15 protein-coding genes are annotated in these 14841 nt (G+C 26.7%); 3 read left to right on the plus strand and 12 right to left on the minus strand.

Annotation, left to right across the window (positions count from 1 at the left end):
* Positions 1-152 precede the first annotated feature (152 nt).
* The gene (locus BMUR_RS15255) at positions 153-254 is read left to right on the plus strand and encodes a tetratricopeptide repeat protein (RefSeq protein WP_083771125.1); all 102 of its coding nucleotides are present in this window, start codon (positions 153-155) and stop codon (positions 252-254) included.
* Positions 255-426: 172 nt separating this feature from the next.
* Here BMUR_RS15255 and BMUR_RS14810 read toward each other — a convergent pair whose 3' ends face one another.
* The 9 genes from BMUR_RS14810 to BMUR_RS15070 form a co-directional block, all read right to left on the minus strand.
* Positions 427-585, minus strand: coding sequence for a hypothetical protein (locus tag BMUR_RS14810; RefSeq protein WP_013114735.1), 159 nt, complete (start codon positions 583-585; stop codon positions 427-429).
* A gap of 11 nt (positions 586-596) precedes the next feature.
* Complete coding sequence (mglC, locus tag BMUR_RS11640; RefSeq protein WP_013114736.1) at positions 597-1619, minus strand: galactose/methyl galactoside ABC transporter permease MglC; 1023 nt, start codon at positions 1617-1619, stop codon at positions 597-599.
* A gap of 18 nt (positions 1620-1637) precedes the next feature.
* On the minus strand, positions 1638-3143 hold the full coding sequence (gene mglA, locus BMUR_RS11645) for a galactose/methyl galactoside ABC transporter ATP-binding protein MglA (protein ID WP_013114737.1): 1506 nt from the start codon (positions 3141-3143) through the stop codon (positions 1638-1640).
* A 94-nt stretch (positions 3144-3237) separates the two neighbouring features.
* Positions 3238-4290: a galactose ABC transporter substrate-binding protein gene (locus BMUR_RS11650; RefSeq protein WP_013114738.1), complete on the minus strand. Its 1053-nt coding sequence runs from the start codon at positions 4288-4290 to the stop codon at positions 3238-3240.
* A 441-nt stretch (positions 4291-4731) separates the two neighbouring features.
* Positions 4732-5766 (minus strand): galactose ABC transporter substrate-binding protein, encoded by a 1035-nt coding sequence (locus BMUR_RS11655; RefSeq protein ID WP_013114739.1) that lies wholly within the window; start codon positions 5764-5766, stop codon positions 4732-4734.
* A gap of 71 nt (positions 5767-5837) precedes the next feature.
* Entirely contained in the window at positions 5838-6866 is a 1029-nt protein-coding gene (locus BMUR_RS11660) for a galactose ABC transporter substrate-binding protein (protein WP_013114740.1), read from the minus strand.
* 148 nt (positions 6867-7014) lie between these two features.
* Positions 7015-8028 (minus strand): galactose ABC transporter substrate-binding protein, encoded by a 1014-nt coding sequence (locus BMUR_RS11665; RefSeq protein ID WP_013114741.1) that lies wholly within the window; start codon positions 8026-8028, stop codon positions 7015-7017.
* An 85-nt stretch (positions 8029-8113) separates the two neighbouring features.
* Positions 8114-10069: a hypothetical protein gene (locus BMUR_RS11670; protein ID WP_244833446.1), complete on the minus strand. Its 1956-nt coding sequence runs from the start codon at positions 10067-10069 to the stop codon at positions 8114-8116.
* 80 nt (positions 10070-10149) lie between these two features.
* Complete coding sequence (locus BMUR_RS15070; protein ID WP_013114743.1) at positions 10150-10440, minus strand: hypothetical protein; 291 nt, start codon at positions 10438-10440, stop codon at positions 10150-10152.
* Between the two features lie 140 nt (positions 10441-10580).
* Here BMUR_RS15070 and aroB point away from each other — a divergent pair, with 140 nt between their 5' ends.
* Both aroB and BMUR_RS11680 read left to right on the plus strand, forming a co-directional pair.
* Positions 10581-11642: a 3-dehydroquinate synthase gene (gene aroB, locus BMUR_RS11675; protein ID WP_013114744.1), complete on the plus strand. Its 1062-nt coding sequence runs from the start codon at positions 10581-10583 to the stop codon at positions 11640-11642.
* A gap of 186 nt (positions 11643-11828) precedes the next feature.
* Positions 11829-12500, plus strand: a complete 672-nt coding sequence (locus BMUR_RS11680) for a hypothetical protein (protein WP_013114745.1) — start codon at positions 11829-11831, stop codon at positions 12498-12500.
* A 69-nt stretch (positions 12501-12569) separates the two neighbouring features.
* Here the strand turns inward: BMUR_RS11680 and BMUR_RS11685 are convergent, their stop codons facing one another.
* The 3 genes from BMUR_RS11685 to BMUR_RS11695 all read right to left on the minus strand — a co-directional run bounded on the left by BMUR_RS11685 (position 12570) and on the right by BMUR_RS11695 (position 14655).
* Positions 12570-13001 (minus strand): flavodoxin, encoded by a 432-nt coding sequence (locus BMUR_RS11685; RefSeq protein ID WP_013114746.1) that lies wholly within the window; start codon positions 12999-13001, stop codon positions 12570-12572.
* Between the two features lie 39 nt (positions 13002-13040).
* Positions 13041-13607 (minus strand): DUF3793 family protein, encoded by a 567-nt coding sequence (locus BMUR_RS11690; RefSeq protein ID WP_013114747.1) that lies wholly within the window; start codon positions 13605-13607, stop codon positions 13041-13043.
* Positions 13608-13731: 124 nt separating this feature from the next.
* Positions 13732-14655 (minus strand): AEC family transporter, encoded by a 924-nt coding sequence (locus BMUR_RS11695; protein WP_013114748.1) that lies wholly within the window; start codon positions 14653-14655, stop codon positions 13732-13734.
* Positions 14656-14841: the final 186 nt, after the last annotated feature.

Raw genomic sequence — 14841 nt, forward strand, 5'->3', positions numbered from 1 at the left:
TATAATGATAAAGGGCGTTGTAAAAGTATAAATAAAGAATATTCATAGGCTATTCAATATTATGATAAAGCTATAGAATTGAAGTCTGATTTTCCTTATGCCTATATAATAAAGGTCTTGTTAAATATTAACTTGGACTTTATGAAGAAGCTATAAAAGAATATACTAAGGCTATAGAATTAAAAGCGGATTATGCTGATGCTTATTATAACAGAGGGCTTGGGTTTATACAAAGAGGCATTAAAAGATTATGAAACTGCAATAGAAAATATAGATAATCTTAAAAAATATTACTGGTTTGACTAAATATATAATAGAGTTTTTTATAAATTTACTGAAAAATCATATTGTATATAAGCACAATAATATAATAGTCATTATAATAAAAAAGGGACTTAATTTTTATATTAAGCCCCTTTTTTATTTTTAGTTATATATTAACCCCATAATATATCTTATAAACTCAGCTGCCAAAAATATCATGACAATAAAGCCTAAGAATATCCATGATTTTAAAGTACGTTTTCTAGTTTCTCTTTTATTAAATTCTCTCCTAAAAGGATCATTATTATTATCATATTCCATAATAAAATCCATCATACTTTTTTCAAATATTTTTGTGTATCAACAGCAACAGCAGCGATGATGATAGCACCTTTAATTATGTACTGAAGATATGGAGAAATACCAACGAATGTCATACCATAGTTAATAACTTGGAATATCAAAACTCCGGAAACTATACCTAAAATAGATCCGATACCTCCAGAGAAAGAAACTCCTCCAACAACGCATGCCGCAATAGCATCAAGTTCATAACCATTACCCAAATTGTTAGTAGCAGAACCCACACGGGCAACCTCTAAGGAACCAGCTATACCATATAAAGCACCAGACATAGTATAAACTATCATAAGAGTAAGAGGAATATTAACACCGCTTACAGCAGCAGCTTCAGGGTTTCCTCCCACAGCAAATATGTTTTTACCTAATTTAGTTTTATTCCAAACAACCCACATAATAGCGGTTATAATGACTGCAAATATGATTAGGTATGATATAGTATAACTTCCTAATTTTATACCGCCTTGAGCAAGATTACTAAATCTAGGATCAAGTCCTCCGATAGGCTGAGCACCATAAGGAGGTCTGTCAAAATAAGTACTAGTTACACCATAAAGTATAAGCTGCATACCTAAAGTAGCAATAAATGGAGTTACATAAAGTTTAGAAATGATAAAACCATTTAAAAATCCAAATACCATAAGTATAAGCATAACTAAAAGTATAGGAAGTATAACCGGAAGCATAGGTAAATCCGGATACATTCTAGTAGGGTTAGAAGGAGATTGTAAAAGTGAAGCACTTACAACTGCAGCAAGTCCTACAGCTCTTCCTGCTCCTAAGTCATTACCTTGTGTTACAAGAAGAGTACCAACTCCTACAGCTATTATCATACGAGTAGAAGCCTGAGCAAATATATTTAAGAAATTACTCAATTTGAAGAAACTAGGGTCTTTAATGATAATACCTATAATTATTATAAGTAATGCTGCAAATATAGCATTGTTTAATACAAATGATTTAATAGTTTTAATGTTTATTTTATTAGTGTCCATGATTTTTCCTTTTTAAAATTATAAATATTTAGCAGACAATGCCATAATTTCTTCCTGATTAGTATTTTTAGTTTCAACTATACCAGCAACTCTTCCATTACTCATAACCATGATTCTGTCAGTTATTCCAAGCAATTCCGGCATTTCTGAACTTACAACTATTACAGCTTTTCCAACGGTAGCTAAATCAATAATAAGTCTGTATATATCATATTTAGCACCAACATCAATACCTCTTGTAGGTTCATCAAGCATTAATATATCAGGCTTGCTTAAAAGCCATCTTCCTAAAATAACTTTCTGCTGATTTCCTCCTGATAATGACTGTATAGCTGTTTTTTCAGAAGGGGTCTTTACCTGCATACTGTCTATAACCCATTTAGTATCTTCATGCATTTTTTTATTGTCCAAAAATCCAAATTTATTTTTGTAATGGTCTATATTTGCTATAGTAGAATTAAAATTAATAGAAAGCATACTAAATATACCAGTCTGTCTTCTCTCTTCCGTAACTAGAGCAAAACCATTTTTTATAGCTCTTCTAGTAGAGGAGTTATTAACTTCCTGACCCATTTTTATAACATGTCCGGAAGATAAAGTACGCATACCAAATATACTTTCTAATACTTCAGTTCTTTTAGCACCAACAAGCCCAGCTATACCAAATACTTCTCCTTTTCTTACATTGAAATTAACATCCTTAAGTGAAGGCTGATAAAATGCTGTAAAATCTTTTATTTCTAAAATATTTTCAGCAGGCGTATTTGTTTTTTCTGGGAAACGATTAGTTAAATCTCTTCCTACCATTTGCTTAATAATCATATCAGTGGTTAATTCTTTAGACGGAGTAGTAGCAACATATTTACCGTCTCTCATTATAGTAACTTCATCAGATATTTGAAGTATTTCTTCCATTTTGTGAGATATATAAATCATACCTACACCTCTGCTTTGAAGTTTTTTTATGATTTTAAATAATTTTGCTACTTCTTTTTCTGTGAGGGAGCTAGTAGGTTCATCTAATACTAATATTTTTGAGTTATAAGAAACAGCCTTTGCTATTTCAACCATTTGCATTTCTGATACAGATAATGTAGATACTTTTGTTCTAGGATCTAGAGGTATTTCTAAATCATCAAAAATTGCTTTAGTATCATCATACATCTTCTTCTCATCAATAATAACTCCCATCTTAGTCGGATATTTACCAAGCCATATATTATCCTGTATATTTCTCTGTCTAACTTGGTTAAGCTCTTGGTGAACCATAGCCACACCATTATTTAAAGCCTGTTTAGGTGATGTAAAATTAACTTCTTTGCCGTCTAAATATATTTCTCCGCTGTCTTTGCGGTATATACCAAACAAACATTTCATTAAAGTAGATTTACCAGCTCCATTTTCACCCATAAGAGCTACTACTTCTCCCTCTCTTACAGTGAGCTTAACATCATCTAATGCTTTAACACCGGGAAAAGACTTTGAAATACCTTTCATTTCAAGAACAATCTTTTTATTATCCATATATTAAAAACCTTTAATAATTGAAATTTTACTCTGCTATAATAATACAGGGATATTAGATTAATATCCCTGTTTATTATAATAAAATTATTTATTATTTATATGCTTCTTCAGCAACATTTACATTATTTTTAGTTATAGGAACATAAGGAACGCGAACAGCTTTTACTTCGTCCAAAGTCCAAGTAGTACCGTCTAACGGATCTTTTCCAGCTGCAGCATTTAAAGTAATGTCTACAAGAGCCTGAGACTGACCTACTGGGTCATTAAGTACTGAACCTGCTACAGTTCCTTTTTTGATTTCATTAATCATTTCTGGAATAGCATCAACACCAACTATAGGAATATATTTAGTAGTATCGCCTTCTTTGTTATATCCTAAAGCTTGTACTGACTGCAAAGCACCTAAAGCCATAGCATCATTGTTGCAGAAAATATATTCTATTTTATCGCCATGTTTTTGCATCCAAGCATCTACTATATCTTTAGCTTTTGCTGTATCCCACATAGCAGTTTGTTCTGGTTCTAATCTTTCTACTTGAAGACCATTATTAGTTATGTATAAAGTAACATGACTAGTTCTAGCTTCAGCATCTGGGTGACCTGGTTCTCCTTTTAATAATACATACTGTATAATTCCGTCGCCGTTTCTATCCCAAGTAGGATTAGCTTTCCAAGTATCTACAACAATTTTTCCCTGCATATCGCCTGATTCTTCAGGAGTAGTACCTACATACCAAGTTTTATCATAGCTAGCCATAGCCTGAGCACTAGGCTGTTTGTTGAAGAAAATAACTGGTATATTTTTAGCTTTAGCTTTATCTATAATAGTTTGAGCTGCTTGAGGATCAACCAAATTAATAGCTAATGCTTTTGCATCTTTTTGAATCATAACATCAACTTGGTCATTTTGCTGAGCTTGGTTATTTTGAGAGTCATTGATTATTAAATTAGCTTTTCCATTGATTCTGCTTTCAATGTTTCTTCTGTAGAAAGACATAAAGTTATCATCATAACGATATATTGTTACTCCTATAGTAGGACCATCAGCAGATGCTGCAGATGAAGAAGAATTGCCGCCGCATGATACTGCAAAAATAGAAGACATTATTAATAATGCTCCCATAACGATAAGTGATTTTTTCATGTTAGAAAACTCCTTAAATTAATTAATATTCTCTATCTAACTAGTATATAAATTTATTTTCTTAAATCAAGTCAAAACAAATTTTTTACATTTTGACAATTATATTACATCTGTTTCAAAATTATTAACACTTATATATTTTTAATTCGGCATTTTTTTATTATAGTTTTAGTTTTGAATGACTATATGTTTTATTATGTGAAATTGCAGTTATTTTTTGATAAGGTTTTACTTAAGTGTAATAAAAATAAGCATATTCCAACTACACTTCATTTTGTAAAAAAACTTGATATTTATGTATTAAAATAGCTGATTACCCAATATTTAAAATATTATATCAGAAGTTTAAAATTAACTAATTTTTTCAATAATATCTTAATAGATTTAAAATTATTAAAAGACAGCCAATATTATTATCAGCTGTCTTTTTTATTATATATTTTAGTTGATTTCATCTGAAAATTCAATAGTTATTGGTTTGTAATGTACTCTTACAGATTTTGTATTATCTAATGTCCAAATAGTACCTAATATTGGATTTAAAGTTTCATTTTTGAATAAGTTTACTGCTAAATCAGAAATTGCTTTTGCCTGAGTTAAACTATCATTGAGAACTGTACCAACTATATTGCCGTTTTCTATTTCTTTAATAGTTTCATTGATAGCATCTATTCCTACTATTGGGATAAATTTATTAGATTCGCCTTTATTATAGCCAAATCCCTGCACAGATTTTAAAGCTCCTAATGCCATTTCATCATTATTTGAAAATATATACTCTATTTTTGTATCAGAATCTTCATTATCATTATGATTGGACATCCAAAAGTCTACAATATTTTTAGCTCTATCTCGATTCCACATAGCCGTTTTTTTATCTAAGATTTCTAATTCTATACCGCTGTTTTCAATAAATGAAATGAGGTTTTCTGTGCGGATTTTTGTATCAGCATGCCCCGGTTCTCCTTCAAGAATTACACATTGAATTTTACCGTCTCCGTTTTTATCCCAAGATGGGTTTGCTTTCCAGCTGTCTGCAATAATTTTACCCTGAATATTGACTGCTTCTTCACTTAAAGTACCTACATACCATACTTTATCATAACTATTCATAACTGAAGGGTCTGGGGATTTGTTAAACAATATTATAGGAGTGTCACTGTTTTTAGCTTTGTCAACTATATCCTGTGCTGCCTGAGTGTCTACCAAATTTATTACTAAAACTTTAGCACCTTTTGAAATATAATTATCTATCTGACTATTCTGTGTAGTTTGATTGTTTTGAGAATCATTTACTATATATTTAGCTCTTCCTGATATGAATTTTTCTATATTATTCTTTAAACTGTTAGCAAATGGATCATCTGTTCTATATATAGTAATTCCTATAAAATTATTATTAGTTTTCTTATCTGAGCAAGAAATTACAATAAAACTTGCTAAAATTATTAGTAATAATAGAACTCTTTTCTCCATATATGCTCCTACAATTGTTTTTTTGTATTTTATAAAACATTTAAAACTTTATTATGTAAATTTAATGTTTTTTATTTATACGCTTCAGATGCCTCATTAATATTTTCTAATGTAATAGCTCTGTATGGTACTCTTACTCCTTTTACCTCGTCTAATTTATATTCAGTTCCTGCAAGCACATCTTGTCCTTTAGCAGCATTAAGAAGCATATCAACTATTGCTTTGGCCTGATCTTTAGGACTTTGTAAAACTGTACCAACTACTGTTCCTTTTTTTATTTCTTCTATAATTTCTGGTATGGCATCTACTCCTACTATAGGTATAAATTTATTATTATCGCCTATATTATATCCCTGTTTTTGAATAGATTTTAATGCTCCTAAAGCCATAGCATCATTATTAGAAAATATAAACTCTATATTATTGCCGTACTTTTCTATCCAAGCATCTGCAGCTGTCTGAGCCTGAAGTATATCCCAATTAGCTGTTTGTTCATCTAATTGTTCTATTTCTATAGCATTATTAGTTAATACGGCTTTTATTCTTTCTGTTCTAGCTTCGGCATCAGGGTGTCCTGCTTCTCCTTTTAATAAAACATATTGTATTTTTCCATCCCCGTTTTTATCCCAAGCAGGATTTGAATTCCATGCTTTTACTACTATCTCTCCCTGCATATTTCCAGATTCTTCGCTTAAAGTACCTACATACCATGCCTTATCATAGCTTAACATATCTTCTTTGCTTGGTTCTTTATTAAAGAATATAACAGGTATTCCGGCAGGTTTAATTTTGTTAATCATAAAACTTGCTGATGCTGGATCTACCAAATTAATAGCTAAAGCATTGACATTTCTTTGAATAGCAGCATCTATTTGATCATTTTGTTTTACCTGATCATTTTCCGAATCGTTCATTATAAATTTTGCCTTTCCATTAAGCATAGTTTCAATATTTCTTCTCATAAAGGAAATAAAGCTGTCGTCATATCTATATATTGTAATTCCGACTTCTATTTCATCGTCAGAATTTTTTGTATTATTTGTGCAGCTGATTAATAAAAATAGTGATATAATCATAAATGTTAAAATTGCTTTATTCATAAAAAGCTCCTATTTTATGTAGTTATATTTTAGTTTATTAAAAAAAAACTTATAAGTCAAATAAAAATATGTAAAAATTGTAATTTATTATTATTATTTTTATCAATAAACCTAAACATAAATAGATTATAACTTTAAGAATTATATTTTATTCATATATTTTTATGGCTCTCTCTATATTAGATAATGTTACAGGTATATACGGTATTATAACATATTTATTATTATAAAAATTAAAATGTGTTCCGTCTAAAGGTGATTTGCCGTTTATTATATTGCTTGATATAGAAGATAATACTTCAGCCTGAATTGCTGGATTTTGAAGCACTGTAGCAAATATACCGTAATTTTTTATCTCTTCTAAACATTCTGGTATGCCGTCTATTCCTATTATTGGTATATAGTTAAGCATTCTGCTGTTTTTGTTAAGTCCTAATTTTCTTAATGTTTCTAATGCCCCTAATGCCATATAATCATTATTGCATATAATATATTCTATTTTCTCTCCATATTTGGCAATTAGATTTTCCATTACTTTTGATGCATTATCCTTTTTTCCCATAGCAGAAACTTCGGATAATATATCCATTCTTATATTGTTTGATGATATATATTTTTTCATGTATTCTGTTCTCTTTATTGTGTCAGGGTCATTAATGTCTCCTTTTATTATAACAGCCTGTATTTTTCCGTCCTGATTTTTATCCCAATTAAGTCTGTTTTTCCAGCTTTCTGCTATTACTCTGCCCTGAGCCATTCCAGCCTCGTCGCTAGTGCCTCCAATATACCATACTTTATCATATGTGTTCATAACTTCTGGATTTGGTTCTCTATTAAAAAATACTATAGGTGTATTTTTTATGCTTACTTTGTCTATTACTTTTTGTGCCTGACTTTTATCTACTAAATTAACAGCAAGTAAATTAACATTCTTTTTTAAAAGCATTTCTATCTGGGCATTTTGGGTAGATTGGCTATTGTAAGAGTCAACTATAAGCAAGGAAGATTTTATATTTTTTTCTATATATTGTTTTAAATATTTCATATAATTATCATCATACCTGTAAAGTGCTACACCTATGGAATTGTTTTTTTTCTGTGTGTATAAAATAAGAGAAGATGATAATAATAATATAAATAATAAAATAAAAAATTTCTTCATTTGTAAATGCTCCTAATGCCTTTAATATTGCTTTTAAATTATAGTTTAATAGTTTTTATTGTCAAGTAATATAATTTTATTTTTATTAAATCCTGCTTTTTGATAAATATTTTATGACTAAATACAATGCTAAAATAATAATAACTATGATATGTGAAAAGGCACTTATATAATTAGAAATTATAAAATATTTTGGTACTTCCCATTTCACCTCTTTAAAACTTAAAAAATTATCTAACTTTTCAGTATCATTAGTAGAAAATCCGCTGAACTGGGGAAAATCATCATTAAAAAATATTAAACTTCTAGGATCAGTAAAATTGTATCGTCCGTCAATTATTTTGTATGGAGAGCCTTCTTCTTTTGCTTTGAAAGTTTCTAATCCATATCCATATATAGATTCATAGGGAAGTCTTGATGTATTTAATTTATAATTATCATTTGTAAAATCCATCATATTATTAATCTCTGATTTATTATTTATATATGTTACTTTATATTTACTATGATTATTTTTTATTGCCATAAATACATCATTATCAAAATCTATATTAATTTCCTTAAAATTATTATTAATACTGTATATATTTATAAATTTATATGAATATAGTATAGAAGTTGATAATATTATGAATAAAATCATATTGCTTTTATTATTGAATTTAAACTTGTTAAATAGTATAGAAAATATCATAACAATGGGTATTATTAAAGAACTTGATATTCTATAATGTAAATTTACATATCTTAATTTTGTGAAACTAGAACGTATAATACCATTTGCAAAAAATAAATCACAGTACAAATAAATAAATATTAGTAAAAATATAATATTAAATTTATATTTTCTTATAAATTCTTTTTTTTCTTCTAAAGAGGAATTTTTTAAATTATAAAATATCATAATTGCAATTAATATAATCATAAAAACAGGCATAGCTATATCTCTCTCCCAAATAAGACTATTAAAATCTCTTGTATAGCTTATAATATTTTGAATAGGTGTTAAAAAAGTATTGATAATATTTCTTGTAATGTATATTGGATCATTGGTATGTATACCTTGTTCTCCTCTTTCTATAAGCCTTCCAAAATATACAGACATTATAAATTTAGACATTGATAATATTATAGATAATAAAAACGAAGCTATTATAGAAATACATTGATATATAAATTTTTTATTTGCTTTAAATAAAATAGAATCAACTGCAATTAGTGTAAAACAAGTATAGAAAAATACTGTTTGCATAGCACCGCCAAATAGCATCATTGAAAATAATAGTGCATTTATTAATATTCTTATAATATAATTAAATTTGTCAGAGAAAGAAAGATATACTATTAATGCTGTAAGAGGATGATATAAAAAAGCCCAATGTCCTACCATTATATGATATATATAATATCCTGTAAAAGAAAAAAGTATTGATGACATTAAAGATATTTCAAAGTTTAATTTTAGTACCTCTTTACTAAAACAATAATATGATATAAAACCTATTATAGAAAATATAAGTGTACATAATAAATATGCTTTCCAAAAAGGCATTATATATCTTAAAAAATAAAATATAGAAAATTGGTCATACTGAGGATTGGGGTATGATATTAATCCTGCACCAAATAATGGAGATGCAAACTCTATATTAAAAATACCATTATTTTCAGCATAAGTTAATAAAGAATATGCTCTTGGAAGTATCATACTAATATCTTCACCTACAAAAGGATAGTATAAATTAATAATAAATATATTTGCTATTCCTACTAATATAGATATTGTTATAACTATTAGAAATTTATACTTATTATTTAACATAAGCTCTTTTATAAATGGCTGTTTAATATTAAATATAAAATAAAAAGATATTACTAAAAATATACCTATGTAGTTGAATGATAATTTTAAAAAAACATTGCTTATTACTGCAAATACAAAGAAATATAAATATAAAAATAATGCTCTATATTTTATATTTTTTACTAATATAGCGGTAATTACTGATATCATAAAAAGACATATTATTATGCATATCATATATACTTCTTCTTTGAGCTTAAGTATATATTCTGCCTTATATTCTTTATTATTATTTAATTTTTCTGATGATAATATTTCTATTTTTTATCACCATTTTTTATACTAATTACTTCTTTTATATAGTATGGAAGTTTTTTATTATTTAAAAATATATAGTATAAATCGCTTTGCTTAAATATTGGATCTTTAGTTTGTATATTAACTAAATATCTAAATATTTTTTCACCGCTTATTGTGTTTGATTCTTCTAACATATATATATCAGATATATAACAATCTCTTGATATATTTCCTAATATTGAAAAAGAAATCATAAAACTTAGAGACAATATAAATATAATAATAGGCACTATAATTTTTTTTATCATTTATTACTCTTTTTTATTTTTTTTAAATTATATATTAATAATTAATAAATTACTATTTATAACATCTATTTTATTTTTTAAAATACTTTATAATAAAGAAGTTATCATTAATAATAATTAATAATTAGGAATAAAATAATATGAATAAAGCAGAAGTAAAAATAAAAAATGATATAAATATTAACTATGATATTTTAGTTCAAAAGGGATTAATAAAAGAAACAGGCAAATTAGTAAAAAATATATTAAGAGGAAAAAGAGCTTTAATAGTTACAGATGATATAGTAGATAAACTTTATACTGACACTGTAAAAGAAAGTTTGGAAAAAGAAAATATTATAACTTCTGTATGCGTTCTTAAAAATGGAGAACCTAATAAAAATATAGAAAGTATAATTGATATTTTCTCTTCTCTTGCCAAAAACGAATTAAGCCGTAAAGATATAATAATAGCATTAGGCGGAGGAGTAATAGGGGATATGGCTGGATATGCTGCTGCTTCTTGGATGAGGGGTATTGATTTTGTGCAGATTCCTACTACATTGCTTGCATGTGTAGATTCTTCTGTTGGCGGTAAAACTGGTATTAATATAAAAGAAGGAAAAAACCTAGTAGGAGCTTTTCACAGCCCTAAACTCGTTATAATAGACAGCAATACTTTATTAAGCCTTCCTAAAAGGGAGTTCAATGAAGGAATGGCTGAAGTGATAAAGCATGCATTTTTATTTGATGAAAAACTTTTAGAGCTTATAGAGGATCACTGTTATAATAATGCTGAATTGGATATGGATTATATACTTAAAAGAAACTGTGAATTAAAGGCTCATATTGTAGAAATAGATTATAAAGAGCAGAGAGAGAGAATGTTTTTAAACTTCGGTCATACTATAGGACATAGTGTGGAAAATGCTGCAGGTTATGGTGTGCTGCTTCATGGAGAGGCTGTTGCTATAGGTATGATTTTTGCTATAGAGTACGGCATTAAAAAATCTATAACAAAAGATAAAAATATATTAGAAAGAGCTAAAAATATATTAAAAGCATTTTCTTTGCCTATAGCTATACCTGATAATATAGATTTGAAAGAGGCTATTAAACTTGACAAAAAAAGAAGTGATGATAAAATCAATTTTGTATTTTTAGAATCTATTGGAAAACCTTGTGTTGAAAAAGTAAGTATTGATGATATTCTAAATGAATAAATTTACTTTTGTAATTATGTTTTCTATTGTTATTAATATTATGATTAATGATATTGGTAAATATTATGAGTATTACAATTTTAATTAAAAAGAATAAAAACTAAATTTGATTAATGAAAACAAAAAATTACAAACTTAAAAATTTTTAGTATTTTTTACAAAAAATGAGTATGGAGGATATTCTAAATGAATAAATTTATTTTGGCACTTATGCTTTCTATTGTCATGCTTGTATTATGTGCCGCTAATACAAAATCTGATAAAAAAACAAAATACGAAAATACAAAAACAGAAGTAATAGGTTCTGCTTCTATTGATATAAAAAATAATAGTTACACTAATATAGATAAATATGTTATAAAAACTTTAGATGCTTATAAAGTATATACAAATAAATATAATGATATAATTAACATAAATGGAAATAAATATTATATTTCTAGTGTATATACTTTTAATATTGATGATGAAAGTTTTTATGAAAAACAAGATTCGGAGGATTATGTTTATATAAGTATATGGAAACTAAATAATAATAAGGCAGATTTTGTTTCTGCTTTTTATCCCATTAGTGCATCTTCAGAAATAGATTATATATCTTCTAATATTACTAATAATATGCTTGAATTTGAAATAGCTCGTTATTCTACTAGCTATCAATATGTTAATTATTATAAATTTAATATAGTTGAAAATAATAATACAATTAATTTTTATCTTACTAACTTTTCAGAAAAAACTCCTGAGCGGGATTATAATACAGGAGAAATATCAGATGTTGAATATATATTTGAGCATGATAATGTTAATATGAATGATCTTGGTAAATTAGGTTACGGATATTATAATCTTAATTAATAAATAATTAAGAGGCATTAACTTTTTTATAAGCTAATGCCTCTTTTTTGTTTTAGGATTTATTTTTATTTATGCTTTCACCAATGCCTCGCCTAAACTCACACATTCACTTACAGCATTATCATCTGGAGTGAGATTTGCGATAAGTCCGTCTTTAACTAAAGAAGCACCTGCCGAACTTACATCCTCCTGCCAATTTCTCATCCATTCGCCATCGCCCCAATCATAAGAACCGAATAAAGCAACTTTTTTTCCTGATAAACTTCCTCTTATGGAATCATAAAAAGGCTGAAATTCAGACTCTTCCAAAACTTCTGCTCCCATAGCAGGACAGCCTAATGCTATTTTTGAATAGTTATTTATATTTGCCGCATTGAAACTTGATACACTAAAAATATCAGCTTCTCCTCCAGCATTTTCCACACCTTTTTTTACATTTTGAGCCATTAATTCAGTATTACCTGTGCCGCTCCAATATATTATTCCTATTTTATTACTCATATTATTACCTCCTTACGTAATAAATAATAATTTTTATTATTATAAAGAATGAAGTTTGTAATCGTCCATTATCTCCAAAATGCCCTTTCCTCTTAAAAATGTATTTATATAAAAAGTTCTGCATCTATTATAATTATCAAAAGTTTTTAGAGCTTCTTTTTTATTATGATACACTTTCCAATATCCTGTATATAAACTATTTTTTCCATAGTTATTTATAAAGCCGTTTATGTCTATAAGCGGATAACCTAAAAATATACCTATTTCATGAGGAAAAGTTTTAGAATACTGCATTCTTCTTTTTAAAATTCCTATGCTTTCATATATATTTTTTGACCTATATCCGTAATTTTTCAAAAACTTAAAAATATTATCATCTGATAAATAATTTTCTAACGCTTTTTTGTTATAAACATAAACTACAGCCTTATTATTATAATATTTTATAACAGCTACATTTATACCTCTTTTGTTTAGAATATTGTTGTATAAAGAAATTTTTTTATTAAGTTCTTCTTTAAACTTATATTCATAAGTAAATATATTAGCTATTTTTATACCCGATAGAGTGGGGGCACAATGGTCAATAATTAATTTATCAAACATTCAATCTCCTATTGTTAGACTATTCTAACATATAGATTAAAAATTGTCAACAGTTTTGTTAGTATATTCTAACATTTTTTTGAAAAATTTATTATTTTTATTATTATTGCTAATAAAATAAGAATTAAATAAAACTAATGATTATACAGAATATCAATGACATTATAATTTGAAGCGATAAAAAACCAGATATGAATTTATTAATTTTTTCATTATTTGTATACATTAATAGTATGAAAGGCGATGGAGATAGAAAATATATAATCATAGACTTTACAAGAATTGAATTTACAGTGATTATTTTTGACATAACAAATAAAGCCAATGATATTAATACCGCCATAGTAGCAAATCTTACAAAGAATAATTTAATTGCTTTTTTGAATATATCTATTTCAAATTCAAGTTCGGCACCTATACATATTAATATCATAGGGGATAAAGGCTCTGCTAAAAAAGATATTATTCTATTGTATGTAGATGCAAAATTTGAATTATCAATTTTTTCTCCAAAATTAAATAAAGCACCTATTATACCCAATATAAGGCTTATTATTATTGGGCTTTGGAATATAGATTTTATTATTTGTTTGGCACTTTGTTTATTTCCAGATATTAAAGTCAATCCTGTTGTAACTACTGTAAAAACAAATATATTATTTACCATATCCATTTGTATTATTTGAAAGAGATTATCTTTTCCTATAATCATATTGAGCATAGCTAAAGCAAACATTCCGCTTTCAATACAGGTATTTGTATAAGGAACATATTTTTTTATATCATCTGTAAATAATGGCTTATACAAGAATCCTAACAAATATGCAGAAAATATAATTATAAATCCAGATATTATTAATACTATAGAATCCTTATTAAATGTACCATGGATAATGATATTAAAAAAAGTGAATGGAAGAAATAAATTAACTGCTAAATTTTTTATAGTTTTTATTCCTTCATTACTGATTATATTGAAATGTTTTAATATTTTACCGAATGCTATTAAAAGAAATATAGGAAGTATTAGTTCTATAATAGTATACATTTTTTTACCCAAATATCTTATTATGATATATATAGTATATAAAATATTATATAAATAATTAAAATTTATTGTAATAAAATATTTGCTTTTTTTTAAATTTTTATTATAATTATAAAATATTCACAAACTTTTATATATTTAGACTTTATATATTCACTTTAATACTTTTATATTTAATCTTTAACC

This window comes from Brachyspira murdochii DSM 12563 (assembly GCF_000092845.1).
Lineage (GTDB): Bacteria > Spirochaetota > Brachyspiria > Brachyspirales > Brachyspiraceae > Brachyspira > Brachyspira murdochii.

Coding starts and splice junctions, on each gene's coding strand:
- mglC (WP_013114736.1), bottom strand. CDS start 1,619: ATGGACACTAATAAAATAAACATTAAAACTATTAAATCATTTGTATTA.
- BMUR_RS11650 (WP_013114738.1), bottom strand. CDS start 4,290: ATGAAAAAATCACTTATCGTTATGGGAGCATTATTAATAATGTCTTCT.
- BMUR_RS14810 (WP_013114735.1), bottom strand. CDS start 585: ATGGAATATGATAATAATAATGATCCTTTTAGGAGAGAATTTAATAAA.
- BMUR_RS11655 (WP_013114739.1), bottom strand. CDS start 5,766: ATGGAGAAAAGAGTTCTATTATTACTAATAATTTTAGCAAGTTTTATT.
- BMUR_RS11680 (WP_013114745.1), top strand. CDS start 11,829: ATGAATAAATTTATTTTGGCACTTATGCTTTCTATTGTCATGCTTGTA.
- BMUR_RS11670 (WP_244833446.1), bottom strand. CDS start 10,069: ATGATATGCATAATAATATGTCTTTTTATGATATCAGTAATTACCGCT.
- BMUR_RS15070 (WP_013114743.1), bottom strand. CDS start 10,440: ATGATAAAAAAAATTATAGTGCCTATTATTATATTTATATTGTCTCTA.
- BMUR_RS11695 (WP_013114748.1), bottom strand. CDS start 14,655: ATGTATACTATTATAGAACTAATACTTCCTATATTTCTTTTAATAGCA.
- BMUR_RS11685 (WP_013114746.1), bottom strand. CDS start 13,001: ATGAGTAATAAAATAGGAATAATATATTGGAGCGGCACAGGTAATACT.
- mglA (WP_013114737.1), bottom strand. CDS start 3,143: ATGGATAATAAAAAGATTGTTCTTGAAATGAAAGGTATTTCAAAGTCT.
- aroB (WP_013114744.1), top strand. CDS start 10,581: ATGAATAAAGCAGAAGTAAAAATAAAAAATGATATAAATATTAACTAT.
- BMUR_RS11665 (WP_013114741.1), bottom strand. CDS start 8,028: ATGAAGAAATTTTTTATTTTATTATTTATATTATTATTATCATCTTCT.
- BMUR_RS11660 (WP_013114740.1), bottom strand. CDS start 6,866: ATGAATAAAGCAATTTTAACATTTATGATTATATCACTATTTTTATTA.
- BMUR_RS11690 (WP_013114747.1), bottom strand. CDS start 13,607: ATGTTTGATAAATTAATTATTGACCATTGTGCCCCCACTCTATCGGGT.